General features: G+C 63.8%; 25 protein-coding genes. 15 read left to right on the top strand and 10 right to left on the bottom strand.

Going from position 1 to position 23,481, the window contains the following annotated elements:
* Window positions 1-51 precede the first annotated feature (51 nt).
* The 3 genes from HSEST_RS12450 to HSEST_RS12440 all read left to right on the top strand — a co-directional run bounded on the left by HSEST_RS12450 (window position 52) and on the right by HSEST_RS12440 (window position 2,072).
* Window positions 52-1,257 (top strand): DUF5305 domain-containing protein, encoded by a 1,206-nt coding sequence (locus HSEST_RS12450; protein WP_229121274.1) that lies wholly within the window; start codon window positions 52-54, stop codon window positions 1,255-1,257.
* Window positions 1,258-1,392: 135 nt separating this feature from the next.
* Window positions 1,393-1,641, top strand: a complete 249-nt coding sequence (locus HSEST_RS12445) for an AbrB/MazE/SpoVT family DNA-binding domain-containing protein (protein ID WP_229121273.1) — start codon at window positions 1,393-1,395, stop codon at window positions 1,639-1,641.
* Complete coding sequence (locus HSEST_RS12440) at window positions 1,641-2,072, top strand: type II toxin-antitoxin system VapC family toxin (RefSeq protein WP_229121272.1); 432 nt, start codon at window positions 1,641-1,643, stop codon at window positions 2,070-2,072. The genes HSEST_RS12445 and HSEST_RS12440 overlap by 1 nt, the downstream gene beginning before the upstream one ends.
* 35 nt (window positions 2,073-2,107) lie before the next feature.
* Here the strand turns inward: HSEST_RS12440 and HSEST_RS12435 are convergent, their stop codons facing one another.
* Both HSEST_RS12435 and HSEST_RS12430 read right to left on the bottom strand, forming a co-directional pair.
* Window positions 2,108-2,455, bottom strand: coding sequence for a DUF5615 family PIN-like protein (locus HSEST_RS12435; protein ID WP_229121269.1), 348 nt, complete (start codon window positions 2,453-2,455; stop codon window positions 2,108-2,110).
* A 2-nt stretch (window positions 2,456-2,457) separates the two neighbouring features.
* A complete protein-coding gene (locus HSEST_RS12430; protein ID WP_229121268.1) occupies window positions 2,458-2,745 on the bottom strand; it encodes a DUF433 domain-containing protein in 288 nt (95 codons plus the stop codon).
* Between the two features lie 551 nt (window positions 2,746-3,296).
* On the opposite strand from HSEST_RS12430, the gene HSEST_RS12425 reads away from it, so the two are divergent.
* The gene (locus HSEST_RS12425) at window positions 3,297-8,123 is read left to right on the top strand and encodes a DUF7282 domain-containing protein (RefSeq protein WP_229121266.1); all 4,827 of its coding nucleotides are present in this window, start codon (window positions 3,297-3,299) and stop codon (window positions 8,121-8,123) included.
* A 528-nt stretch (window positions 8,124-8,651) separates the two neighbouring features.
* Here HSEST_RS12425 and HSEST_RS12420 read toward each other — a convergent pair.
* Window positions 8,652-9,518 (bottom strand): DUF63 family protein, encoded by an 867-nt coding sequence (locus HSEST_RS12420; RefSeq protein WP_229121264.1) that lies wholly within the window; start codon window positions 9,516-9,518, stop codon window positions 8,652-8,654.
* 128 nt (window positions 9,519-9,646) lie between these two features.
* Between HSEST_RS12420 and HSEST_RS12415 the strand changes: the two genes are divergently transcribed.
* From HSEST_RS12415 to HSEST_RS12400, 4 genes are all read left to right on the top strand, one after another.
* Window positions 9,647-9,925: an AbrB/MazE/SpoVT family DNA-binding domain-containing protein gene (locus HSEST_RS12415; protein ID WP_229121262.1), complete on the top strand. Its 279-nt coding sequence runs from the start codon at window positions 9,647-9,649 to the stop codon at window positions 9,923-9,925.
* The gene (locus HSEST_RS12410) at window positions 9,922-10,365 is read left to right on the top strand and encodes a PIN domain-containing protein (RefSeq protein ID WP_229121261.1); all 444 of its coding nucleotides are present in this window, start codon (window positions 9,922-9,924) and stop codon (window positions 10,363-10,365) included. The genes HSEST_RS12415 and HSEST_RS12410 overlap by 4 nt, the downstream gene beginning before the upstream one ends.
* Before the next feature lie 57 nt (window positions 10,366-10,422).
* Window positions 10,423-11,718: a tRNA (N(6)-L-threonylcarbamoyladenosine(37)-C(2))-methylthiotransferase gene (locus HSEST_RS12405; protein ID WP_229121259.1), complete on the top strand. Its 1,296-nt coding sequence runs from the start codon at window positions 10,423-10,425 to the stop codon at window positions 11,716-11,718.
* Between the two features lie 70 nt (window positions 11,719-11,788).
* Window positions 11,789-12,814, top strand: coding sequence for an NADP-dependent oxidoreductase (locus HSEST_RS12400; protein ID WP_229121257.1), 1,026 nt, complete (start codon window positions 11,789-11,791; stop codon window positions 12,812-12,814).
* Between the two features lie 160 nt (window positions 12,815-12,974).
* On the opposite strand, the gene HSEST_RS12395 is transcribed toward HSEST_RS12400, so the two are convergent.
* Both HSEST_RS12395 and HSEST_RS12390 read right to left on the bottom strand, forming a co-directional pair.
* Entirely contained in the window at window positions 12,975-13,301 is a 327-nt protein-coding gene (locus HSEST_RS12395) for a DUF7113 family protein (protein WP_229121255.1), read from the bottom strand.
* Window positions 13,302-13,379: 78 nt separating this feature from the next.
* Window positions 13,380-14,180 (bottom strand): endonuclease/exonuclease/phosphatase family protein, encoded by an 801-nt coding sequence (locus HSEST_RS12390; protein WP_229121253.1) that lies wholly within the window; start codon window positions 14,178-14,180, stop codon window positions 13,380-13,382.
* Window positions 14,181-14,314: 134 nt separating this feature from the next.
* On the opposite strand from HSEST_RS12390, the gene HSEST_RS12385 reads away from it, so the two are divergent.
* The 5 genes from HSEST_RS12385 (at window position 14,315) to HSEST_RS12370 (ending at window position 17,937) form a co-directional block, all read left to right on the top strand.
* Window positions 14,315-14,674, top strand: a complete 360-nt coding sequence (locus tag HSEST_RS12385; protein ID WP_229121252.1) for a MarR family transcriptional regulator — start codon at window positions 14,315-14,317, stop codon at window positions 14,672-14,674.
* Entirely contained in the window at window positions 14,589-15,005 is a 417-nt protein-coding gene (locus HSEST_RS14695; protein ID WP_418886517.1) for a hypothetical protein, read from the top strand. The genes HSEST_RS12385 and HSEST_RS14695 overlap by 86 nt, the downstream gene beginning before the upstream one ends.
* Before the next feature lie 80 nt (window positions 15,006-15,085).
* Complete coding sequence (locus HSEST_RS12380) at window positions 15,086-16,894, top strand: ATP-binding protein (RefSeq protein WP_229121251.1); 1,809 nt, start codon at window positions 15,086-15,088, stop codon at window positions 16,892-16,894.
* 121 nt (window positions 16,895-17,015) lie between these two features.
* A complete protein-coding gene (locus HSEST_RS12375; RefSeq protein ID WP_229121250.1) occupies window positions 17,016-17,498 on the top strand; it encodes a pyruvoyl-dependent arginine decarboxylase in 483 nt (160 codons plus the stop codon).
* Between the two features lie 82 nt (window positions 17,499-17,580).
* Window positions 17,581-17,937: a DUF5811 family protein gene (locus tag HSEST_RS12370; protein ID WP_229121249.1), complete on the top strand. Its 357-nt coding sequence runs from the start codon at window positions 17,581-17,583 to the stop codon at window positions 17,935-17,937.
* 13 nt (window positions 17,938-17,950) lie between these two features.
* Here the strand turns inward: HSEST_RS12370 and HSEST_RS12365 are convergent, their stop codons facing one another.
* The 3 genes from HSEST_RS12365 to HSEST_RS12355 are packed head-to-tail and all read right to left on the bottom strand — an operon-like array spanning window position 17,951 to window position 21,185.
* The gene (locus tag HSEST_RS12365; RefSeq protein ID WP_229122999.1) at window positions 17,951-18,544 is read right to left on the bottom strand and encodes a dolichol kinase; all 594 of its coding nucleotides are present in this window, start codon (window positions 18,542-18,544) and stop codon (window positions 17,951-17,953) included.
* 23 nt (window positions 18,545-18,567) lie between these two features.
* Complete coding sequence (gene glyS / locus HSEST_RS12360) at window positions 18,568-20,340, bottom strand: glycine--tRNA ligase (protein ID WP_229121246.1); 1,773 nt, start codon at window positions 20,338-20,340, stop codon at window positions 18,568-18,570.
* A complete protein-coding gene (locus HSEST_RS12355) occupies window positions 20,337-21,185 on the bottom strand; it encodes a CBS domain-containing protein (protein ID WP_229121244.1) in 849 nt (282 codons plus the stop codon). The genes glyS and HSEST_RS12355 overlap by 4 nt, the downstream gene beginning before the upstream one ends.
* A 170-nt stretch (window positions 21,186-21,355) precedes the next feature.
* On the opposite strand from HSEST_RS12355, the gene HSEST_RS12350 reads away from it, so the two are divergent.
* Entirely contained in the window at window positions 21,356-21,526 is a 171-nt protein-coding gene (locus tag HSEST_RS12350) for a DUF7556 family protein (protein WP_229121241.1), read from the top strand.
* A gap of 107 nt (window positions 21,527-21,633) precedes the next feature.
* Here HSEST_RS12350 and HSEST_RS12345 read toward each other — a convergent pair whose 3' ends face one another.
* Window positions 21,634-21,951, bottom strand: a complete 318-nt coding sequence (locus HSEST_RS12345) for a DUF7126 family protein (protein WP_229121239.1) — start codon at window positions 21,949-21,951, stop codon at window positions 21,634-21,636.
* A gap of 81 nt (window positions 21,952-22,032) precedes the next feature.
* On the opposite strand from HSEST_RS12345, the gene HSEST_RS12340 reads away from it, so the two are divergent.
* Entirely contained in the window at window positions 22,033-22,497 is a 465-nt protein-coding gene (locus HSEST_RS12340; RefSeq protein ID WP_229121238.1) for a DUF3592 domain-containing protein, read from the top strand.
* 51 nt (window positions 22,498-22,548) lie between these two features.
* Here the strand turns inward: HSEST_RS12340 and HSEST_RS12335 are convergent, their stop codons facing one another.
* The gene (locus HSEST_RS12335; protein WP_229121237.1) at window positions 22,549-23,445 is read right to left on the bottom strand and encodes a mechanosensitive ion channel family protein; all 897 of its coding nucleotides are present in this window, start codon (window positions 23,443-23,445) and stop codon (window positions 22,549-22,551) included.
* Between the last annotated feature and the right edge of the window lie 36 nt (window positions 23,446-23,481).

The following is a 23,481-nucleotide window of genomic DNA, read 5'->3' as shown; positions in this document are numbered from 1 at the left end:
CGGGGCCACCCGGCGACAGTATTAATATCGGGCCGTTGAATGGTCAACGTGATGGGATCTCGGGGACTCCGCGTCCGCGCTGCCGTCGACCGATATCTCGGCGTCGTCGTGCTGGCGCTCGCGGTGTTGGTCGTCGTCGGCGGGGGCGTCGCGTACGACGCACACACCGGACCGGACGAACGAACTGAGACGACGACCGAACAGGTCGTCACCTGGAATGCGACCGGACAGTTCGCCCACGAGGCGACGGTCGTCGAGGACACGCGGGTCTTCGATGCGGGCGAGACGCTCACCAACCGAACGCAGTACTTCCAGCGGATCGCGCCGACGCTCGAGGGGACGTTCACCTACGACTACGCGGCCTCGAACGGCTCGCTCACGGCGAACGCGTCGACGGCGCTGGTCGTACGCTCGGTCACCGACGACGGGACCGAACAGTGGCGTGTCACGGAGCCCCTCGACCGCACCGAGCGGACGCTCGCACCCGGCGAGACGCTTCGGATGGGCTTCGAGCAGAACGTGACGGCCGTCGAGACGACGGTCGAGGAGATCCGGTCGGAGCTGGGCGCGACCGTCGGTACCACGGAGACGTTCTTCGAGACGACGGTGGCACTCGACGGCCGCCGTAACGGCGAGCCCGTCGAGACCACCCGGTCCTATCGGCTCCCCTTCACCATCGAAGACGGCGTCTATCGCGTCAACGACAGCGGCCCGGACGTGCAAAGCGGCGAGCGGACGGTCCTCACGGAACGGACCGTACCGGTGACGACGGGGCCGCTTCGGTCCTACGGCGGGCCGCTGCTCGCAATCGTCGGTCTCGGCGGTCTGCTCGGGGTCGCCGTGTCCCACCGCCGGGGCTGGCTCGACGTGGGCGACCGCGAGCGGGCGTATCTCGACTACCGCTCGGACCGCCGCGAGTTCGACGAGTGGATCACCGCGGTCGACACGCCCCCGGCCCGACTCGCCGACGCCGACGACCGGATCGAGACAGCGACGCTCGGCGGGCTCGTCGACCTGGCGATCGACACCGACCGACGGGTACTGGAAACGCCTGCCGACCGGTATCTGGTCGTCGCGGACGGGACCGTCTACAGCTACGATCCGCCCTCGCTGCCACGGGGTGACGATCCGCTTGCGGCCTCGGGCGGAGCCGGCGGGCGTGGGGATGTCGAAACGCAGACCGACGACGCAATCGAGGCGGGCGAGACGGGCGATCACGCCGAGACGGCGGACGATCCCGACGAGGACGAGTCGTAGTGGTCCGGTAATCGCTATGTTCGGCTGGTAGCTACGCTGTCGTGAGATTGTCTCAGGCCGGTACCCGCAGGTTGCCCCCAGATCCCGGCAAATTTGGAGGCAAATTACTTGTGCACGTGCGGCGTACATTCGGCTATGTCCCACGAGATCGAGGACGAAACGGCCGTCAACGAAAGCTATTCGGTTACGGTCCCGGCCGCGGTCCGGCGGGAAGCGGGCGTCGAGGCGGGTGACAAGCTCCGTTGGCGCGTCGACGAGGACGGCGCACTTTCGGTCGAGCTCGTCAAACAACAGTACGGCGCGTTTTTCAAGCTCGATGCCATCGATATCGGTGAACCGACCGATGCAGCGGACGATCACGATCTCGTTCTCGGGGATTTCTGATGGCCCGAACTGTCGTGGACGCGAACGTCCTCATCGCAGCCCGTCTCGCTCGCGATCAGCACCACGAGCGAGGGCGATCTATCTCGACGGCCATCGATCAGGGCCAGCTACCGACGGCGTACGTCCTCACTGACGTGCTCACGGAGGTCCTCAATTACCTCCAGGCGCGAGCCGGCCACGACGCCGCCACCGAAACGCTCGACGCGCTCGTCGAAAGTAGTGGGTTCACCGTCCTCTGGACGTCAAAGTCCGATTTCAGCACCGGTCGATCGCTGTTTCGTCGGTACGAGGCACTCTCGTTGACCGATGCAGTCATCGTCGCAGCGATGCGACGCGAGGATGTCGAATACCTCTATAGCTTCGATGACGGATTCGACAGTGTACCCGAGATCACCCGTCTTACGACGGCTGACGACCCCTTCGAAGCATAGCGGCGGACTCCCGACTCTCCTCACAGCAGTGGGCGCTATCGAATCCACTTATCGAGGTTCTCCCTTTTGCCGTTCATCTCGTCCGGGCTGCCGTAGGCGTCGACGATGTCGAGTATAGCGTTCGCAATCGTGTAGGCAGATTCGCGCTGGTTGTTGAGAAAGAAGACTCCTTCGTGCCGGGATTCATCGAACCGGGCGAAGTTCTTCACATCGGACGTGATGACGATGAGTTCTTCCTCGCGAACGTACGGGAGAATGTCGTCGACGTCGTCTGCATCCGGGTCAAGCGTCCGGTCGGAATGTTCGGCCCGATACCCCTCTTTTTGGAGCAATTCAGCGACTCGTGCCTCCAGGTTGGAGTCGACGAAAAAGGCCCAGCGCATCGTCAGTTTGGCGGCGATACACCTTCAGGCCGGTTGATATCGGCCTCGATTTCGTCCATCAGTTCGTCACGCTCGCGTCGCAGTTCCTCGAACGCTCGGGGATGCTCGTGGTAGTACAAGAGCGCGGCATACACTTCGGTGACGTCGAGATCATACCGATCGGCGACGGTTTTCGGCTCTAATCCTCGCCCCTCGACCCGCTCGGCGATCGTGAGGACAGGGATTCGGCGACCCTCGATGTGGGGTTCATCGAGCAGGTCCTTGGCGATGCGAGCAGTCTGTGTGGACATCTGCTGTCTAGTTGGTTTGTGTGCTATTTCAATGTGCGGGCTGATACTGGTGGCAATACGTTCGTACAGATATCTGGCACGACGGCGTGCCAGATCATTTCGAAATGGTATAGCCACCAGTATGACTCTCTACGAACTCTCCTCAAATAGATACAATCTCTGCGCGGTCGCGTCTGCTCGCGTGCGTGAGTCGCGAATCCACCCTCTCACGCGCTGTACGGCCGTCTCCTGTCGAGTGGTACCACGTCACACGAGCGTCTGACGCGGCCCGATTTTCTCAGTCATATTTCTATCATGTGCCGGCAGCCTATTAGCCGATCTGTGTGTTATATGTGCCTGAAACTGTGTTTTTGCCGGCATCTGGATGTGCAAAGATATATACGAAATCCGTAATTGGCGTTCAATCGAGGACACAAAGTATTTAACGACGCCATCGGATTGTTTCTGACGTAGCCATAACTGAGGCTGGTAAACGCAATGATACGAACTCTTACAGGCGGATCGGATTCCCGCACGTATGTGCGCGGCAGTAACACACCCTATACCCAATCATGACAGGACACAATACAACTCCTGGTGAGAAACTGCGCGCGATATTCCTCGCAGTGCTGATGGTCGGATCGGCATTCGCGATGGGTATTGCGTTCACGGGTGGAGCAGCAGCCGACGTTACTGCTGTTGATCCCATCGCAGACCAGGATACTGTTGGCGACTCGTTCACAGTGAATATCACTGTGGGCAACGGCGAAACGGTCACCGTCGAGAACTATGTCGATGGTGAAGTGAAACAGACAATCGAGGTAACTGATAACGGCACAAACGATCTGAACAACGCTGTTGGCGAGATTCAGGTCGAGCTGACCGCTGGGAAGACCTATAATGGTTCCAGCAAGGTCGTTGTCTCTGGCGCGAATGACAGCCAGATGGAAGAGACTTACAACACCTCGAACTATGATGTCCAGCTTGAGGACGATACCGTCCTCCAGGGCGAGACCTCGACCATCGAGGGTATGATTTACGAGTACCCCGGTGACCTCGTCGACGATCACACCGTCGACTACCGACTCGCCTACGACTCGAACATCTCGGACCAGGACGCTAACAGCACTGTGTCTGTCGTCGCGTCCTCGGACACGGGAAGCGGTCTGTTCCAGGTCGTCCGCACCTTCGACGAGGTTGCGACCGACTTCCAGAACGACTACCCCACTGACGACGCGGAGGTCGGCGTCGACGCACAGCCGAGCTACGTCGCCTATGTGGCGGAGAGTTACGCGGGAACCAACACGACCACTGACACTGACTACCTGCACAACGGTAGTGCTCAGATCGACACCCGACTGGAAGTCAGCGGTGACGTCGTCGATCAGGACGGCACGGAAACTGACCCGGTCTACGGTCAGACCGTCGACGTCGTTAATGGCTCAGTCGCGAACGCCGACGGCGGCCTCGGCAGCTACGCGCTGCGCGTCGAGGACCCGACGGGTTCGACCCAGAAGACCACGACGTCAGCGAGTGACGGTTCCTTCGGGTTCACGCTCGAACTGAACGACGCCGGAACGTGGAACCTCGGCACGAACGAGGGCGCGTTCATCGGCTACCAGGACATCGTCGTTGACGCCCAGCAGGCCGACCTGCAGTTCTCGGCTGAGGGCGAAAACCTGGCGACCTTCGAAGAAACGTACAACATCCAGCTGAACGACTCGGAGAACGGCTTCCCGCTGGTGACTGACCAGTACGTTGAGGCTTCGAACACGTCCAACGAGAGCCACGTCCGCGGATACATCAACGTCACTGGACCGTTCCTTGCGGATTCCTTCGATGACGCTCAGGATGGCATCCTCGCCAACGACTCTGTTACAGACGGCGAAATCGACTGGATCCGCGTCAAGACGGACAGCACCGGTGCAGCGTCGTTCAACGCGACGCCCGCAGAGGGTGCTGATGTCACCGCGACGCTCGAACTGCAGAACGGCAGCGAGACCTACGAAGGTCTCGAGCAGATGGACGACGCGGCTGCCTCACCGTCCGAGCCGGACTACACGGCGAGTGAGTCCATCCCTCTCGGCGGTGCCGACCCGGTAAACATCATCGACGAGCGTGTCGAAGAGCCCCAGACCGCCAACCCCAGCTTCACTAACGAGACTGGATTCGGTGGCACCTACACCGACATCCTGACCGACGACGGTCCGGCTGTTGTCGAAGTGCTCCCGCTCGCTGACTCCACCGGCGACCGGATCAGCAACAACGAGCGCTTCGGTAACGACAGCTTCCAGGATCTCGACGGGATGACGGTTTACCGTCCGTCCTTCGAGCTCCGCAACGAGACCAACCAGGCTATCACGCCTAACGGGTCGTTCGACCGGATCGAGATCAACGGCGCTGAGATTAATGCGACCGTCTACGCCAACGATACTGGCGCCCTCAAGGTTGACGCCCAGAACGGAAACGTGCTCGACGCGAACTACACCGATGTCGACACTGACGGCAATCTCGAGTACGCGTTCCTGATCCGTCCGACAGCGACGGACGAGGCTGACGAGCAGATCACTCACGAGATCTACGTCCAGGGCGAGGATCCGGTTACCCTCCCGCTGGACGCGTCCGGTCTCGAAATCGAGGAGTTCCTCATCGACGGTAACGAAACCGATGAGATCCTCGGTGACCAGAACGTCGATCTGACGTCCGTCGTCAACGCGCCGTACGACAACTTCGCGCCGGTCAACAACGGTCTGGTCCGTCTGACTCAGTCGGGTCACGCGCTCGACACTGAGACAGACGGCCGGACCTCGAACATTAACGACGGCGAGTACGTCTTCGAGAACATCTCGCTCGGTCCGCGCGGGATCGACGACAACTCTGACGGTCTCGCCGAAAACATCTCGCAGCTGACCTTCACGGCGTACCAGTATGCCGACCAGAACCCGCATGACAACGCGCTGGAACAGCAGGAAGTCGACCATGCCGCGGTCCGCACGGTCGACCTCGCTGCTGACGACACGCTCCAGGTCGAATACCTGCCGGAGCAGACCAGCACGTACAGCGGATTCCAGGACACTGGAGACGGTGAGCAGTTCACGCTCACGAAGGGCGTCGAATACGAACAGATCGCCTTCGAGCTCACCACCGCAGACGGTGAGCCGGTCAACCTGACCGAAGGAATCGGCAATACGTCCGTCTCGCTGAACACCCTTGCCAACGCATCGCTCGACGGCGAACCGTTCGTCGAAATTGTTGGCCCGGACGGGAACTCGCACGGCGTCTACTTCAATGAGAGCGCCAGCGACCCGGCCAACGGCACCTACGTGATCGACGACATCCAGAACAGCACCTACGTCGACAGCGCTAACAACGATGTAGCGAGTCCTGGCGATGTCTTCGGATTCAACAACAGCGCCAACGACGTCGACACGTTCCAGCTGGGGATCACGACGCCCGACGCCTCCTACATGACCGATGAGGAAACGGGCTACTTCGACGCTGCGAACCCCAACATCGACACCGAAATCATTGGTGTCAACGAGTCCGACGTCAACCACGACCTTGCGGACAACTTCACGTCTGTCGAAGGCGTGGAGACGATGACCATCGGTATCGACCGCTGGTACCGCGTCGAGGGACAGGTCACTGACGCCCTCGGCACGCCGATCAACGGTACCGTGCTTGACGATACGAACCTGACCCTCATCGACAGCGGCGTCGGTGACGCTACCGTTGAGTTCCTCTCTACGGGTAACAACTCCGCGGCCGGCTCGACTGTCACGCTGAACAACGAGACCGGTCTCGTCATGTTCGACATCAAGCCGAACGAGTCCGACGCCAACGGCGAGTACCTCTCAAGGTACTCGCTAGAGGCGTACACGGACGCCAGTGCATTCACCCCTGGAAGCAACGGTCCGGTCGGTGAATGGGACGACACGCCCGAAGGCCAGCTCCCGCGCGTCGAGGTCTACGACCAGTCAGGCGCCATGCTGCCGACCGCTGAGGACACTGGCAACATGATCCTGGCCAACGACGTGACCCAGACGCTGCGCGTCGAGGCCTTCCCGGCTGACGACGGCGACCTCCCGGTCCCGTCGCTCAGCTTCGCGATCGACACGGCCTCGGACCCGGTCGCCGAGACCACGATCAACACGGACACGAGCCTGATCAACGACACTGACACGCTCGTCAGTGACAACCCGGCGCCGTATCCGAACGTCCCGTACGAAGTTGGACAGGTCGGCTACCTCACGGTGACGCCGACCGGTACCGGTGACGGAATCATCGCGCTGCGCAGCGGCAACGCCAGCGGTCCGATCACCAAGACGATCGACAACGAGGACATCACGTTCGACGTCCTGCGCTCGAACAAGCAGGTCAACCTTGCACTCGGTAGCGAGGCCGTCACGCCGGGCAGCACGCTCAACGTGACGGTCACGCGCGAGTCCAACGGTGAGCCGCTCAACCTCGCCAGCATCGCGCTGTCCGACACGAACGGCAACGTGATCGGCTCGTTCACCACCAACGAGAACGGCGTCGCGACCATCGAGATCGCCTCGGATGCCGAACTCGGGACCTACACGCTCGAGACCCGACCCGCCGGCTTCGAGCCGATGACCCAGAGCTTCCAGGTCGAGTCTGACGCGCAGCTCGACGAGGACCTCGAGCTCTACGCTGCCGACGGACAGGTCATCTCCGGTACCAGCACTTCTGATGCCGGCACGACCGTCACGATCGAGCTCAGCGGTCCGGGCCTCGTCCAGACTGTCGACGCGACGGTCCAGGATGACGGCACCTTCGCCGGCGAGTTCGATCTCAGCGACCTGAGCGCCGGCGACGAAGTCACCGCCACGATCGACGACGACAGCCAGACCTACACGGTCCAGGAACCGCAGATCGCCACGGTCGACTTCCGCCAGCAGCAGAGCTCCACCGGTGACGTCGTCACGGTCGCCGAGGCCTACCTGCCCGAGGGTGGCTTCGTCGTGATCCACAACGCGGACGGTGACGTCATCGGCAGCTCCGATTACATCGCTCCGGGCACGGTCGAAGACGTTGACGTTCTGCTGGACACCACGCTGTCCGCTGGTGACAACCAGGTGACGGCGATGGCCCACCAGGACGACAACGACAACCAGACGTTCGACTTCCCCGGTGCCGACGCGCCGTACACCAACGCTGACGGCGACGCGGTCACCGACAGCGCGACTGTCCGAGTGCCCGACTCCGCCGTGAGCACGCCGACGGACACGCCGACGACCACGACGACCACGACGACTGACGAGCCGGCTGACACCACCACCGACGAAGGTGACGGTGACGGACCCGGCTTCGGCATCGCCGTTGCGCTCGTCGCGCTCCTCGGCGCTGCGCTGCTCGCTGTCCGCCGCAACAACTAAGTCGGCTTCGCCGACTCCTGACGTTTCTTCATTTTTTCGCGCCCGATAGCGGCAGCACTCGTGCTCCGGCAGCGTTGTCCTGACGCGCTTCCTCGACACGAACCCCGTCGTCGAAATCTCTGCCACCACGGCCGGGTACAGCAACGGCGGCCCGGCTGAAGCAGACGCGAACTCACTATCCGAGAAATCACAGGCTGAGTCTCCCGCTGAACGAGCACAGACGGACGCGGGCGATGCCGGCGGTGTCGGTGTCCGTCCGGATCGTGTCGATCCAGACGGTCACACACGTGATGCAGGAAGCATTGCGCTCCGGCGATCAATGGGGGAGATACGTCTCAGGGGGGTTGATCTGCGAGCGGTCGATGCCGCATTCCCTGGAGCGCCAGGGGCGGTCCCGGTCCGGCCGCGACTGCTGAACCGGATATCCACGATATCCCGTATCGAAGCGGGTCGTCAGCGCGCGATCTCTAGAGCGATGATCACGTATCGACGTGGAACCGGCCACGAGGACAGGACGGATCAGTACCCTTATCCGGCGACGACCGCAGCGACCGCACTCTCCCGCAGCGCGAACAGCACGAGATTGTTGACGGCCGGCCCGAGACCGAGCGCGATGATGAGGGCGAACACCAGGTTGCCCCGAACGGGCTCGTCCTCGAGGTACTCGGCGAAGGCATAGACGATCGCGATCGCGATCGCGAGCTTGACGACGACGAACAGCCAGCCGACGCCGACCGTCTCGGCGATCGGCAGCGAGCCGGCGAGGTCCATGATCGCTCGCGGGAGCGGTGACCGCTCGGTCGTCCCGATCACGTCGATTCCGATGGCGGTCGTGATCCCGTCGAGCGCGTGCGCGAAGATGACGAGCCCGCCGACAAGTCGTGCTCTGGCGACGACCTCCGTCGTGAGATACGCCATCCCGAAATACACGCCGACCGTCACGGGGACCGTGATCACGATCCCGATGGCCGACCAGAGTGGCCTGGCAGCGACGAACGCGTCCTGCTGGCTCGCGAACACGCCGAGTCCGAGGAGTGCGATCGTGCCGATCGCCCCGAGATCGCGCGCGACCGTGTTCTCGCTCGGGTTGACGTTCGAGAGAAAGGAGAGGACGGCCCAGACGCCCCCGGTCGCGACAAACGTCGTGACGTAGACAGCGGGCGCACCGAACAGCGGCTCGACCACGTCCGGGTAGACGCCGGCCGCTGGATCGATCTGATAGAGCGCGTGCGCGCTCGCCCCGACGACCATCCACGGCACCAGCGCGAGCACGTGGCGCTGTTGGACGCGCGGCCCCAACGCGAGCAGGAACGCGGTCACCGTGACAGTTCCGACGAGCAACCCCAGGAGATACGCGAGCGGCGGCACGACTAACCCGCTGGGCAGGAGTGGCATGTGCATAGGGCCGTCCGCGACGACAGAAAGGGTATCGATCCGATACATGGGGACTCGTGTCCTGTTTCTCAGGAGCATACGTACTACGAAAAGTGGTTAGTAGTACGACTTCGAAATGTAATACATATATGCCGAGCAATACTGACGACGGAACGGTCGTCCGCGTGTCCAGGAAGGGGCAGGCGACGATCCCCAAGGAATACCGCGAACGGTTCGGCATCGAGGCGCCGGGCAAGGTACTCATTCACGAAGACGACGGGAAAATCGTCGTCGAGCCCCTCCCCTCGGTCGAGGAGATGCAGGGCGTTCATGCTGGCCGATACGAACGGGGCGACGTCCTCGAACACCTGGAGGAAATGAAAGAAGCGGACAAGCGACTCGAACGCGATGAGGCCCGGGACCAGTGACCGACTACGTCTTCGATACGGAGCCGCTCATTGCGTACTTCTACGACGAGCCCGGCGCTTCGGACGTGACTGAACGGCTGACGGCAATCGACAACGACGAGGCGACCGGCGCACTCTCCCATGCCACTGCGACCGAACTCGTATACAAGATCGCGCGTCTCGAAACGGGTGATCCAAACCACGTCTCGCCCGGTGACGACGAATTCGATGTCGGGGAGCATGACCTGCGCATTCTTCGCGGCTACGGAATCACGATCGAGACCCCGCCCTGGCACGCCGTCGCCCGTATCAAAGGCGCCGGTGGTATTTCACTCGGTGATTCCTACGCGGCCGCGCTCGCGCTTGCATCGGACGCGACACTTGTGATCGGTGGGGATCCGGAGTTCGGCGACCTGCCGGTGGACGTGTCGCTCCATTCGATCCGCGATGGGTCCGTCTGAGAGCGCCATTCCGGATCCGCCGTCCTTTTGCCCCCACACGTCTAGTGAACGGTAGCGATGGCCCGCTACTACGTCGAGACCTACGGGTGCACCTCGAACAGGGGTGAGACCCAGCAGATCGAGCGCGCCTTGCGGGAGGGCGGTCACCGGCCGGCGTCCTCGCCACAGGCGGCAGATGTCGCGATCCTGAACACGTGCACGGTCGTCGAGAAGACCGAGCGCAATATGCTCCGGCGGGCCAAAGAACTCGACGAACAGACGCCTGCTGACCTGATCGTCACGGGCTGTATGGCGCTGGCTCAGGGCGAGCAGTTCGACGACCTCGACGCCGAGATCCTCCACTGGGACGACGTCCCCGGGTACGTCCTCAACGGCGAGTGTCCGACGATCACGGCCGACACGGAGCCGGTCCTGACGGACGCGACCGGGATCCTGCCGATCGCCCGCGGCTGCATGAGCGATTGCTCGTACTGCATCACCAAGCAGGCGACCGGCCGGATCGACTCCCCGTCGGTCGAGGAGAACGTCCGGAAGGCCCGCGCGCTGGTGCACGGCGGCGCACGCGAGATCCGGATCACCGGCCAGGACACCGGCGTCTACGGCTGGGACATCAATCAGGGCGAGAGCCTGCTTCCCGAACTCCTGAGCCGGATCTGTACCGAGATCGAGGGCGACTTCCGGGTTCGCCTGGGGATGGCCAACCCCGGCGGCGTCTATGGCATCGCCGAGGAACTCGCAGCAGTCTTCGCCGAACACGACGAAATCTACAACTTCCTGCACGCGCCCGTCCAGAGCGGCTCCGACGACGTACTCGCGGACATGCGTCGTCAGCACCAGGTCCAGCAGTTCCGCGAGATCGTCGCCACCTTCGACGAGCATCTGGACTACTGGACGCTCGCGACGGATTTCATCGTCGGGTTCCCGACCGAGGAGCCCGACGATCACGCGGCGAGTATGGATCTCATCCGGGAGATCCGCCCGGAGAAACTCAACGTCACGCGCTTCTCGAAGCGGCCGGGCACCGACGCCGCCGAGATGAACGGGCTCGGCGGCACGCTCAAGAAGGAACGCTCGAAGGCGATGAGCGAGGTGAAGATGGATGTCGTCGGCGAGGCCTACGAGGCGATGGTCGGCACCGAGCGATCGGTCCTGCTCACCGAGGATGGCACCGACGACTCGCTGGTCGGATACGACGAGGCCCACCGCCAGGTCGCACTCCCGAAGGCACAGCTTCAGGGCCTGCAGATCGGCGACTTCGTCGACGTCGAGATCACCGGCCACAACACGGTCTACGCGATGGGCGAACCGATCGCTCCGCCCGAGACGCCGACGGCCGCCCGGGCCGACGACTAGAAACGCTTCCGCTACCGGACGCCGCTGCTGGAAGAGGAACTGCTTTCGGTGCGAGAACGCAAGACAACGCATGCGTAACTCGAATCGCGAGTGGGTGTTCGCACAGCGCCCTGACGGCGAACCGGACATGGACAGCTTCGAACTCCGCGAGGGCGACGTACCGGAGCCACAACACGGCGAACTCTTGGTGCGCGTACGCTACCTCTCGGTCGATCCCTACATGCGAGGACGGATGCGGGACGCCGAGTCGTACGCCGAGCCGTGGGATGTCGGCGACCCGATGGCGGGTGCCGTCGTCGGCGAAGTCGTCGAGAGTGAGAGCGACGCCTACGACCCTGGCGACCTCGTGACCGGCAACGGAACGTGGGCGGACTACAGCGTGCTGGACGCCGATAGCGTCGCTCCCGTCGACCCGTCGGTCGCGGACCTGCCGGCGTACCTCGGCGTCCTCGGCATGCCCGGCCGAACCGCGTACTTCGGGCTGCTGGAGGTCGGCGAGCCCAACCCCGGCGACACTGTCGTCGTCTCCGGTGCTGCGGGCGCAGTGGGCTCTGTCGTCGGCCAGATCGCGAAACGCAACGGCTGCCGGGTCGTCGGGTTCGCGGGCACCGACGAGAAAGTCGAGTGGCTCACCGAGGACCTCGGCTTCGACGCCGCAATCAACTACAAACAGGTCGAGGATTACCGTGCGGCACTCGACGACGCCGCGCCCGGTGGTGTCGACGTCTACTTCGACAACGTCGGCGGTCCGATCACCGACGCCGTGTTCACGAAGCTGAATCTCGACGCTCGCGTCGCCGTCTGCGGACAGATCGCCCACTACAACGACGAGGGCGTGCCGACCGGGCCGCGGAAACTCCCACAACTCATCTCGGTGCGCGCGAAAGTCCAGGGACTGCTCGTCGGCGACTACGCCACCCGGTTCGAAGAAGCCAGCGAACAGCTCGGCGAGTGGGTCGTCTCCGGCGCGATCAGCCATCGCGAGAGTGTCGTCGACGGCCTCGACAACGCGCCCGACGCGTTCCTCGGGCTCTTCTCCGGCGACAACATCGGCAAGCAGGTCGTCGCCGTCTCCGAACCCGAAACGACGAACTAGCGTCTCTGTGGTCGTCGGAATGATCCCACAAAAGACGTCATTTCCCCGGATTCGACTCCCGAGAAGTTGTGGACGGCGGTTGCGAGTCCACCGCTACGGCAGCCTGCTCTGTTGTTGATAGCCACCTGGTTAAACCGTCACAGCGATCCGATACCCGAGATCACGATTCTTCAATCGCGATCGCCACGTCCCCGGCGCTGACGCCGATCCGCTGAAACTGGGTTCGGACGTGTTCTTTCGCGGCCTCGATTGCCCGATCACGGGTTTCGAATCCGCGCGGACTCGGCGATTCGAAGGCGACGTTGATCTCACGGTCTCCGATCTGCTGGACCTGCCCGCCGCTTTCGACCTCGTAGAAGGCATCACAGACCCACACGTACGGCGCTCCTTCGTCGGGCGCGCCCTCGAACGACGGCGGGTCGTCGCCGGGTTCGTACAGCGTTCCCGTCAGGGCCGTCCCGCCGGCCTCCCCACGGACGAGTAACATACCAACATCTATGTGGCTGATACGAAAAAGGGCGCCGACACGAGTCTTTCGGGCCGCTGCTCCTCGCCCGGTTTTTCTTCACTCGAGTCGCACTTGCGCGAGCACGGGGAAGTGATCGGAGGGGTAGCGGTCCACGGCGTACAGATCCGTGCACACGCCGTGCTGGCGGACCTCGACATTGTCGGTGACGAAGACGTGGTCGATCTTCCGGTTGGGGACGAGATGTTCGAAGTCCGTAACGGAGGTTTCGGGACCGTAATGGCCGTGTTCGGCGCGTTCGAGCGCGTTGTCCAGTCGCCGTCTGCCCGCCTCGGGATCGACGATCGTCTCGTGGGCGGGCTCGCCGGCGATACAGTTGAAATCGCCCGTCACGATCAGGGGCTCGCCGTCGGTGACGTCGTCGAGTCGTTCGCGCAGGAGTCGAGCGCTCTCCCGGCGTGCCTGCGGGCCGTCGTGGGAGAAGTGCGTGTTGGCGTGGACGAACACGGTGTCCGAGCGGCGGTCGCGCAGGCGCGCCCAGGTGACGATCCGCGGATGGCGCGCGTCCCAGCCGACGGTCCCGGGCTGGTCGGGCGTCTCCGAGAGCCAGAACGTGTCGGACGCTTCGAGGGCGAAGCGTTTCTCGTCGAAGCCGATCGGCGAGAACTCCCCTTCGCCGTCGCCGTCGACGCGCGGGTCGCCGACCCACTCGTAGCCGGGGAGGTGGCGCTGTAGGTACGCGAGCTGGTTCGAAAGCGGCTCCTGGAGGCCGAGCAGTGCCGGCTCCCGAAAGCGGATGGTGTCCGCGACGCCCTCCCGGCGGTACTCCCAGCGATGGTCGCCGTCCTCGGGGTTATCGTAGCGGACGTTGTAGGTCATGACGCGAAACCACGCGGTCATCACTCCCCTATTGGGTGTCCCCCTTGGTGTCCTTTTGGGATGCAACTGGATGGGGCGCATTGATCAGGTCACTCCCGAATCGTACAGTTGACCAGGCCCGAACGAATTAGTACATCCAATACAAATTAGTACATATGCCGATCAGCACGGATCGATTTGATGAAATTGATGACGATAGTGGTCCATCCCCGGAGACAAATGCACACGAGATACTCTCGTTTCTCCAGTCCCACGCCGATCAGGCGTTCACTCGGGGAGAGATCGCGCAAGCGACCGACGTTACCGACGGCTCCGTCGGGCCGACGCTCGTTCGTCTTCGCGAAGCCGGACGCGTCGACCACAAGGGGAACTACTGGCGTGTGAGCGACCACGTTCGGAGCGTCGACGCTGCTGCAGGCCACGCAGCCGATGTCGCGGCGAGCCACGAAGACGAACCGATGGCATACGACGACTGGCAAGACTACGCGGTTGATCCCCGTGAGGACCGTGCGTGAGCGCTATCGGAAAGGCGATGTCTTCTGGGCTCCGGACCCGTTCAGAAAGGGGTCACATCCGCGTCTCTGGGTAGTCCTTACCGCAGACAATCTCCCGTTTCCGGGGGAAGAATACCTCTGTGCCGCGCTCACGACGAGTGACCTCCCGGCAAATCACAAGGTTGGGGACGACTGGGTGACCGGGAGCCACCCCGATAAGACGTCGTACTGTTCGCCGTGGGTCATCGGCACGGTCAAACACCAGGCAGTCGCAAATCCACAGGGAAAAATCACGGAGGTGTTCACTGACCGTATGATCGATCGCTGTGAGGAATTCCTACGCGGAAGGTAGCCACACGATCACGGGATTCTCTCTCCACCGGTCTCTCGCGTGGCAGAACTACTTAGTCGCCGCCACTCCTCGAGTAGGGTATGTCCGATCTCGGGGATTTCACCGAATTCGACGGCGACGAAGACGGCTCTGCCGACGACGAGAGTGCCGCGAACGCTCCTGTGGACGCCGACCGGACCGACGATTTCCAGGAGGTCGACGTCGATCCCGTCAGCGCCGAGCACGGTATCGGCGTCCTCTCGGCTGCGGACGGACTGACGATCAGCGAAGACGAGGACGACACCCGTCTGCGGGCGTACATCACCGTCTCGAATCGCTCGGCCGTCCGGATCGGCAAGTACCTGCTGGTGCCCTATCCCGATGGGGAACGACTCTTCTGTCGGATCACCGCCCTGGAGTACGCTCCGGAGTTCCGCGCGGACGACGCCACCGAGATCCACGCCCAGCGCGCGATGGCCTCCCGCGAGATCGACGAGCAGGACTTCAAGTTCATGGCCACGCTGGAGCCCGTCGCCGTCCTCTATTCGGAGGATGGCGACCTCAAGCGGCGAATGACCGACCGCGTCCCCAAACCCGAGACGGTCGTCCGGCAGGCCGACGACCCGACCGAGATCAAGACCGGCCTGAAGATCCCCGCCGAGGGGGTTTTCCTCGGCCACCTCTCGGTCGGTGGCGAGCGCGTCGAGACCGCGGCCCAGCCGCCGACGATCGACTACCGGCTGAAGGACGACTACGCCGACGGCGACCCGCTCGTGTTCCGACACACCCTGATCGCCGGCGGGACCGGCTCGGGCAAGACTCACGGCGCGAAGAACGTCCTCCGGCAGTACCTCGACGAGGAACGCGCCTATCCGGTCGAATCCGGGAGCGACCGGACAGTCTCGCCCGCGCTCGTGGTCTTCGACCCCCAGGACGAGTACGCCCAGATGCACGACGACGGCGAACTGCCCGAGGCGTTCAAACGACGGTGTGAGCGACAGGGCGTCGCCTACGGGGGCGTTGAGGACACCGTCGCGTTCGTCCCCGATGTCGAGGGCGCGAGCTACGCCGCCGACCATCACCGCGCCGAGCAGGTCCCCTTTACCATTCCCTTTTCGATGGTCTACGACAACCCCTGGCTGATCGCCTCCAGCGGGCTCAACGACAACCAGTACAACGCGCTGGTGAACGTCCTCCTGAAACGTTTCAAACAGGAGTACGGTCGAAGCGGAACCTACGAGCAGTTCACGTCCTTCCTCGACGATCCGGCCCTCCGCGAGGAACTCGACGAATCGGGCACAGTCCACGAGGCGACCTTCGACGCCGTCCGGCGGCGCGCACTCGGGTTCGGTGGCGTCTTCGATCAGGACGCCCGCCCGATCACCGATCTCGTCGGCGAGTTCGTCCGCCCCGGCGGGCTGACGGTCGTCCCGACCTACCACATCAACGACTCACGGGCGACCGAGACGGTCGTACTCGCGCTCGCCTCACTGTTGGTCGACGAGAAACTCTCGAATGACCCGACCTTCGACCGGATCGAGGAGACACCCCTGATCCTGGGTATGGATGAGGCCCATAACTTCCTGACCGACGCCGACACTGTCCAGGCCCGGAAGGTCATCGGCAAGTTCACCGACGCCGCAAAACAGGGCCGCAAGGAACGGCTCGGGCTCTTCCTGATCACCCAGGACCCCCAGGACATCGCCGATCCCGTCTTCAAGCAGATCAACACGACCGTCGTCCTCAACCTCGGTGACGAGGACGCCATCTCGGCGGTGAACATCCCCTCGAATCTGGAATCGAAGGTGCCCTACATGGAGAAGGGCCAGATGGTCGTCTACTCGCCGGACAACTCCGAGCCGGTCGAATTGAAGGGGCTGGCGACCTGCGTGACCAAACACGGCCGGTAAGGTCGGCGGATATGGGCTCTGGAGCGGTGACACGCGCCCGCTCGGATGGCGCGTTACCCAAGACGACGCTCGACACGAGGAAAACGAAACGCCTTCTTGTCGCAGTGATCGATGTTCGACTATGAGCGTCATTCGGGTCGCCTGGGGCCACGCCACCGCGCCGACGGCGTTGTCCGCCTACGACGCCGCGCTGGCGGCGGCGAACGTCCACAACTACAATCTGCTCTCCCTGTCTTCCGTCATCCCCGCCGGCGCGACGATCGAACGCGTCGACACCGCACCGGACCTCGGACCCGCCGGCGAGGGCCTGCACGTCGTCCAGAGTCACGAGATCGTCGAACCAGGCAGCGACGACCCCGCCGTCGCCGGGGTGGGGTGGCTCCGCAGCGAGTCAGGTCGCGGCATCTTCTACGAGGTCTCGGGCACCGACCGTGACGGTGTCGAGGCAGCTATCCGTGAGGGGATCTCTGCCGGGCGTGACCTCCGCGAGTGGGAGTTCGACGAAGAGCCACAGATCCAGATCGCGACGGCCGATCCCGACCCCGACGAGCACGCCGCGGCGGTCGTCGTCGCGGCGTACGGGCGGAGTGAACCGCTCCTGTGAGCGGGGCCGTGGTGACCGTCCGCAAGTCTGGTCGGTGACCAGCGCTTTTTTAAGTCCGCCTCGCATACTGGTGTAGCAATCAATGTACGGAAACCTCTCCGGCGGTATCGACGCTGCCGACGATCCGCCGCTGTCGCCCGAGCAACGCCGCGCGCTCCGGCGCGATCTCGCGAGCGTGGCTGCCCGAACCCGCGAACTCCTGCCCGGTGATTTCGTCGTCGGCTCGGAACTTCGGACTGGCGCGACGGGACTGGAAGCGACGATCGCCGTCCAGCCGCCGGTCGGCTCGCCCGTCAGTGCCGGCTACGCGCCCGACGGTGACGACGACGTCTCGATCAACGACGACGAACGCGAGGACCTCGCGACGGGACTGGCCGCCAGCGCAGCCCTCCAGATGAAACAGGCCTATCCCGACGACGGCTCGCCGGCCGCACAATAGTCTCTGTTCTGCGTTAGATCACGGCGAGACCGGCAGCGATGCCGACCGCCGACGCCAGCGGGATCGTGAGGTTGTCGTCGATCACGTAGGTCACGATCACGGGTTTGATGCCGTCGGCGACGGTCGCGGCGATCCCGCCGAACAGTGCCGCGAGCGGGGCGACGAAGGCGAGGCCGATCGTCGTGCAGACGCCGAAGGTCACCGCGAGCGCGCGCGGCGACTTGAGGATCAACTCCAGATACCGCCCGCTGCCGACCGACTGGATCTTCCCCGATCCGAGCAACCCGCTGACGGGGTCTCCGAGTGTGAGCATGAGCAGCGCCGGGACGGCGATCGTCGGCGGCGCCAGCAATCCGACGGTCGTCGTGCTGACGAGCGCGAGCGCGTAGCCCGCGACGTTGTCCTGTTCGTACTCCCTGGTGAGATACTCGTAGATCCACCAGTCGAGGCCGATACCGAGCCTGATCACCTCCAGGATCGTGACGGCGACCAGCCCCGCGACGAGGATCGCCTGGACTTGCCGCCAGGTAAGCAGGTCGGCGACGTACGCGAGTGGCACGGCGCTGCCGCTGACGTGGACTCCCCGGCGCGCGATCTCCGATTCGATGGCTTCGAGTCGCGATGGCACGGTTAGAGGTCGTCGAAGGGCAGCGTCCCGTCCCGCAGTGCCGTCAGCGTCTCCGGCAACTCCGAAATCGGGACGCGTCGCTGTTCGGTCGTGTCTCGCTCCCGCACCGTGACCGTCCCCTCCAGGTCCGGATCGTCGCCCTCCCCCAGCGTCTCGTAGTCGACGGTGACACAGAAGGGCGTCCCGACCTCGTCCTGGCGGCGGTAGCGCCGCCCGATCGCGCCCGAGTCGTCGTAGGTGACCGCCAGCCCGGCGTCTCGCAACCCATCGACGATCTCGTGGGCGCGCTCGGCCAGGCCGTCCCGATCCATCAGCGGGAACACCCCGACCGTCGTCGGCGCGACGTCCGCGGGGAGTTCGAGGACTCGTCGGGTCTCGCCGTCGATCTCGTCCTCGCGATAGGCGTGATCGAGGACGGTGTACAGCGCCCGATCGATCCCCAGCGAGGGTTCGACGACGTGGGGCGTGATGTGCTCGCCGCTCTCGGTGACCTCCTCGACCTCGAAACCGGTCCGCTCGACAGGGACGGTGTACTCCGTTCCGTCACTTTCGACGGTGACGGCTCCGCCGTCGGCCTGCGCGTCCCGGAACGCGTCGGGATCGCGCTCGGCAAGCGTTTCCAGCGCGTCGGCGACGGCCGCGGCGTCGCCGCCGAACTCCGGTCCGAGGTAGCTCATGTCCGGATCGACCGTCGGCCGCTCGACGGTGACCGGCTCGTCGTACTGCTTGAACACCGTGAACTCCTCGTCGGAGTGGGCCGCGTGTTTCGAGAGATCGTAGTCGCCACGGTAGGCGAAGCCGGCGAGTTCGATCCAGTCGCCGTCGACTTCCGCCTCGGCGTCCCAGCAGTCAGCGGCGTAATGGGCCAACTCTCCTGGCAGGTGCTGGCGGAATCGGAACCGGTCCATATCGGCGCCGATCGACTCGTACCATCGTTTCGCGATCCCCAGGTAGTAGGCGATCCACGGATCGCCGACGATTCCCTCCTTGAAGACCTCGCCGACGGTCGCCTCGATTATCTCGCCGTCCTCGGCCCCCTGCTCGTCGGCCGGGTAGAACGGCGCCGTCACGTCTTCGATGCTTCCGAGATCGGGTTCGTCCTCCTCGGGATCGATGAACAGTTCGAGTTCGGCCTGGGTAAACTCCCGGACCCGTAGCAGGGACTTCCGGGGGCTGATCTCGTTGCGGTAGGCCCGTCCGATCTGGGTGACGCCGAAGGGGAGCTGGTTGCGGGCGTACTCGGCCAGCTGGGGGAACTCCACGAAGATCCCCTGGGCGGTTTCGGGCCGCAGGTAGCCGGGCGAGGACGACCCCGGGCCGATGTTCGTCTCGAACATCAGGTTGAACTGCCGGATTGCCTGCCCGGCCAGCCCTGCGCCGCAGGTCGGACAGGTCAGTTCGTACTCGGCGACGACCTCCTCGACGCGTTCGATGGCCATCGACTCGGCCTCTTCGATGTTGGTGTTGTCCTCGACGACGTGGTCGGCCCGGTGGGAGTCACCGCATTCGGGACACTCGACGAGCATATCGTCGAATCCGTCGAGATGTCCCGAGGCCTCGAAGACGGGCTCGGGCATCACCGTGGGGGCGTCGACCTCCATGTTGCCCTCCTGGATCGCGAACCGCTCGCGCCACGTGTCCTCGATGTTCTGTTTGAGGGCTGCGCCTTCCGGACCGAACGTGTAAAAGCCGGCGACGCCGCCGTAGGCACCGGCCGACTGGAGGAAGAACCCGCGCCGTTTGGCCAGTTCGACGACCGGGTTCCCCTCGCTCATACGAGCGCCTCCAGCAGGTCGACGTCCCGGACGATGCCGACGAGCGTATCGCCGCTCAGCAGCGGGATCTGCTCGATGTCGTTGTTGAGCATCGTCTGTGCGGCCTCGCGGGCAGTCCGGCGTTTGCCGACGGTCAGCAGATCGCTGGTCATGAACTCGCTGACCGGCTCGTTCGGAATCTCGACGTTTCGAGTCGGCATGTAGCTGTTGCCGACGGCCTTGATGCCTTCCCACATCCACTCGTCGTCCTGGTTGGCGATGGACTCGCCCGTGTCGGCCTCGCCCTCGACGACCTTGGCGACCGCGATGATGTCGACCTCGGTGAGGATCCCCGTGAGATCCCCCACCTCGTCGAGCACGACGCCGTACGGCACGTCGGCGTAGGACAGTTCCCGCTCGGCGACGGGCAGAGGCGTCCCGGCGTAGACGCAGTTGACGTCCTCGCGGGCCAGTTCACCGACTGGCACGTCGCCGTCCACTGCACCCTCGGCGATCGCGCGGATGACGTCCGTGACCGTGACGATCCCTTCGAGGCGACCGTCGACGACGGGGATCCGGCGTTCGCCCTCCTCGACGATGAGACGGGCGACGTCTTCGATCGTGGCGTCGGCGGCGACCGTCGGGACCTCCTCGACCAGCAGCGCGAGCTGGTCCTCGTCGGGGTTGTTGATCAGGGTGTCCCGGGAGACGATCCCGCGGAACTGTTCGCCGTCGTCGGTCTCTTTGATCACCGGTACCGAGGAGAACGTCCGCTCCTGGAGGTATTCGAGGACGTCGTCTCTGGTGCCGGGGATTACCGCCGTCACCACGTCCTCGCGCGGCGTCATGACGTCTGCGACGTTCATTATGCCAACTACTCCCGCGTCCATCTACTAAGACCTTACACATTGGTCACGCGCGTGAGTCTCCGCCGGATATCCGCACTTCTCCGATACTGTTAGAATATTGCCTTTTCGAACCGGACTCGCGTCCTGCTTCCGGCACGTTTATGTGTACGTGTTACAGAGTAACAAGCATGTCGCAGGAGACGGACGCGGTCGCGGCCGTTGCTGAGGACGCCGAGGTCATGGCCTCGGTCGAAACCGGCCCCGCTGGCGAGACGTTCATCCTCGCCGACATCACTCGCGACGACGCGTACGTAACAGCCCCGCTCGAGGACGCTGCGGCGCTCCCCGAGTGGCGGTAGTTCCGTCTCGCTGTGCGTTCCGACGTTTCCCGATCGGGTAGCCACAGAAATCGAGCAACTACGGGATCGACTCGTGCGTTCGTGCGGTCGCAGCTCCGTTCCGATCGCTACTGCTCCAGTTCCTCGGCGACGGTGTTGGGGTCGAGCAGTTCGGGATCGACTGCGAGATCGACCTGTCCGCGGACGAACTCCGGCAGCGATTCGCGCGCGTAGACGACTGTCCGCACGTCCGGATTCCGTTCTTTGGCGATCGGGACGGCGGTCGCCTGGGACACGTCAGTCAGTACCAGCGCGCCGGCGCGTTCGATCCCGGCGTCGTCGAGTGCTGACTGGTTCGCGACGTCGATGGCTGCAACGTCGTGACCCGCTTCCTCTATCGCGGACGCGATCCCCTCGGTGTCGGCTCCGGCGACGATAACGTGCATACGCTGTGCTCGGCGGGCGCGAATTAAGGTGTTCCGTCACGGGTCGCAAGCGTCTTTTCGCCCCGCCACCTCGTTCAGCGTATGGTCGAGTTGCTCGCCCTCGTGGGGTTGCCCTTCCTGCTCGTCGGCGGGCTGGTTCTGCAGTACGGCAGTCGGCTGGGGCTTGGTCTCTATCGTCGACACCGACAGACCCGAACCGTCGAAGCCGACATCCGGGAGGTATCGATAACTGAGATCGAGGACGGCGTCTTCGAGCCGACTGTCCGGTTTCGCTACGAGTTCGACGGCGAGACCTACGACTCGACGATCGTTCGGGAGGGGACACAGCCGCCCTCGGGGAGCCGCGAGGTCGCCGAGTCGTTCCTTTCGGACTACGAGGAAGGCGAGACTGTAACGGCGACGCTGTTGACGAGCATGCCGGGCCAGGCCGTCCTGGAGCGGTCGACGAACTCCTGGCCGTACGTCGTCGCGGTCGTCGGCACGCTGCTCGGTGCGGTCTTTACCGTCCTTGGGGGCGGGATCGTCGTCGTGGGGATTGCAGGTTAGCCAGACGAAAACAGCGTCAAGCAAAAAGGCGGCGCGCGACCTGGACGACGTTCAGTCGTCGGCGACGGCTCCTTCGCCGTTCTGTTCTCGGACTTCGATGGAGCCGGTGAGTTCCGTGTAGGGATACGGCATCCCGATATCCTCTTCGTCGAATCGGCGTTTCACGTTCTCGACGAGTTTGTGCTTGACGCCGCCGGCACCCGTCTCCTGTGGGTTGATCCACACGCGACCGTTGAGGATGACCGCGGAATCGCCGAGCCCGGTGACCGGGGCCGACGGTTCCGGATCGTCGAGCACGCCGTCGATTTTGCTGGCTTCCTCGAGGATGATCGATCGGGCGTCTTCGATGCTCGCGTCGTACTCGATCCCGAAGTCGAAGGTAACTCGCCGCGTCTCGTTCGCGACGAGGTTGGTGACGGTGCCGTTCGCCAGATCACCGTTCGGGACGGTGACCTGCTCGTTGTCCCACGTATCGAGTTTCGACACGCGCAGGTTGATCTCGCGGACGACACCGCCGTTGCCGTCCCACTCGATGTAGTCGCCGACCTCGAACGGTTTGTCTTTGATGATGAAGATCCCGGCGATGAAGTTCTCGACGATGTCGCTCGCGGCGAATGCGAACCCGAGTGCCAGGGCGGCGAAGATCGTCGCGAACGCCGAGAGGATTATCGGGAATCCGGCGACGACCGCGGCGATGGCGACCGCGCCGAAGACGGCGATCGTCCCGGCGAGACTCGACCCGAGGCTCACGATCGACTGCGAGAACTCCCGCTCGTTGAGCGCCCGCTTGGTCGCGCGCACGAGCACTGGTTTCCCGACGAGATACAGTATCAGGAACGTGACGACGAAGGACAGTACAGTGACCGCAAAGGAAACGAGCAAGTCGCCGTACTGGCTCGTAAATTCGCTAAGGCTGGTCGGCACACCTTGTTGTAGTACCCTGAACATTACGAGTAACCGATAGGACGGCTAATTGTTAGTATT

This window comes from Halapricum desulfuricans (genome assembly GCF_017094465.1).
Lineage (GTDB): Archaea > Halobacteriota > Halobacteria > Halobacteriales > Haloarculaceae > Halapricum.
Note: the sequence above shows the minus strand (reverse complement) of the source record. Positions and strands in the feature narration are given on the sequence as shown.

Coding starts and splice junctions, on each gene's coding strand:
- HSEST_RS12445 (WP_229121273.1), top strand. CDS start 1,393: ATGTCCCACGAGATCGAGGACGAAACGGCCGTCAACGAAAGCTATTCG.
- HSEST_RS12395 (WP_229121255.1), bottom strand. CDS start 13,301: ATGTTACTCGTCCGTGGGGAGGCCGGCGGGACGGCCCTGACGGGAACG.
- HSEST_RS12415 (WP_229121262.1), top strand. CDS start 9,647: ATGCCGAGCAATACTGACGACGGAACGGTCGTCCGCGTGTCCAGGAAG.
- HSEST_RS12335 (WP_229121237.1), bottom strand. CDS start 23,445: ATGTTCAGGGTACTACAACAAGGTGTGCCGACCAGCCTTAGCGAATTT.
- HSEST_RS12435 (WP_229121269.1), bottom strand. CDS start 2,455: ATGCGCTGGGCCTTTTTCGTCGACTCCAACCTGGAGGCACGAGTCGCT.
- HSEST_RS12390 (WP_229121253.1), bottom strand. CDS start 14,180: ATGACCGCGTGGTTTCGCGTCATGACCTACAACGTCCGCTACGATAAC.
- HSEST_RS12440 (WP_229121272.1), top strand. CDS start 1,641: ATGGCCCGAACTGTCGTGGACGCGAACGTCCTCATCGCAGCCCGTCTC.
- HSEST_RS12370 (WP_229121249.1), top strand. CDS start 17,581: ATGTACGGAAACCTCTCCGGCGGTATCGACGCTGCCGACGATCCGCCG.
- HSEST_RS12355 (WP_229121244.1), bottom strand. CDS start 21,185: ATGAACGTCGCAGACGTCATGACGCCGCGCGAGGACGTGGTGACGGCG.
- HSEST_RS12345 (WP_229121239.1), bottom strand. CDS start 21,951: ATGCACGTTATCGTCGCCGGAGCCGACACCGAGGGGATCGCGTCCGCG.
- HSEST_RS12340 (WP_229121238.1), top strand. CDS start 22,033: ATGGTCGAGTTGCTCGCCCTCGTGGGGTTGCCCTTCCTGCTCGTCGGC.
- HSEST_RS12450 (WP_229121274.1), top strand. CDS start 52: ATGGGATCTCGGGGACTCCGCGTCCGCGCTGCCGTCGACCGATATCTC.
- HSEST_RS12425 (WP_229121266.1), top strand. CDS start 3,297: ATGACAGGACACAATACAACTCCTGGTGAGAAACTGCGCGCGATATTC.
- HSEST_RS12405 (WP_229121259.1), top strand. CDS start 10,423: ATGGCCCGCTACTACGTCGAGACCTACGGGTGCACCTCGAACAGGGGT.
- glyS (WP_229121246.1), bottom strand. CDS start 20,340: ATGAGCGAGGGGAACCCGGTCGTCGAACTGGCCAAACGGCGCGGGTTC.
- HSEST_RS12400 (WP_229121257.1), top strand. CDS start 11,789: ATGCGTAACTCGAATCGCGAGTGGGTGTTCGCACAGCGCCCTGACGGC.
- HSEST_RS12380 (WP_229121251.1), top strand. CDS start 15,086: ATGTCCGATCTCGGGGATTTCACCGAATTCGACGGCGACGAAGACGGC.
- HSEST_RS12385 (WP_229121252.1), top strand. CDS start 14,315: ATGCCGATCAGCACGGATCGATTTGATGAAATTGATGACGATAGTGGT.
- HSEST_RS12420 (WP_229121264.1), bottom strand. CDS start 9,518: ATGCCACTCCTGCCCAGCGGGTTAGTCGTGCCGCCGCTCGCGTATCTC.
- HSEST_RS12350 (WP_229121241.1), top strand. CDS start 21,356: ATGTCGCAGGAGACGGACGCGGTCGCGGCCGTTGCTGAGGACGCCGAG.
- HSEST_RS12430 (WP_229121268.1), bottom strand. CDS start 2,745: ATGTCCACACAGACTGCTCGCATCGCCAAGGACCTGCTCGATGAACCC.
- HSEST_RS14695 (WP_418886517.1), top strand. CDS start 14,589: ATGTCGCGGCGAGCCACGAAGACGAACCGATGGCATACGACGACTGGC.
- HSEST_RS12375 (WP_229121250.1), top strand. CDS start 17,016: ATGAGCGTCATTCGGGTCGCCTGGGGCCACGCCACCGCGCCGACGGCG.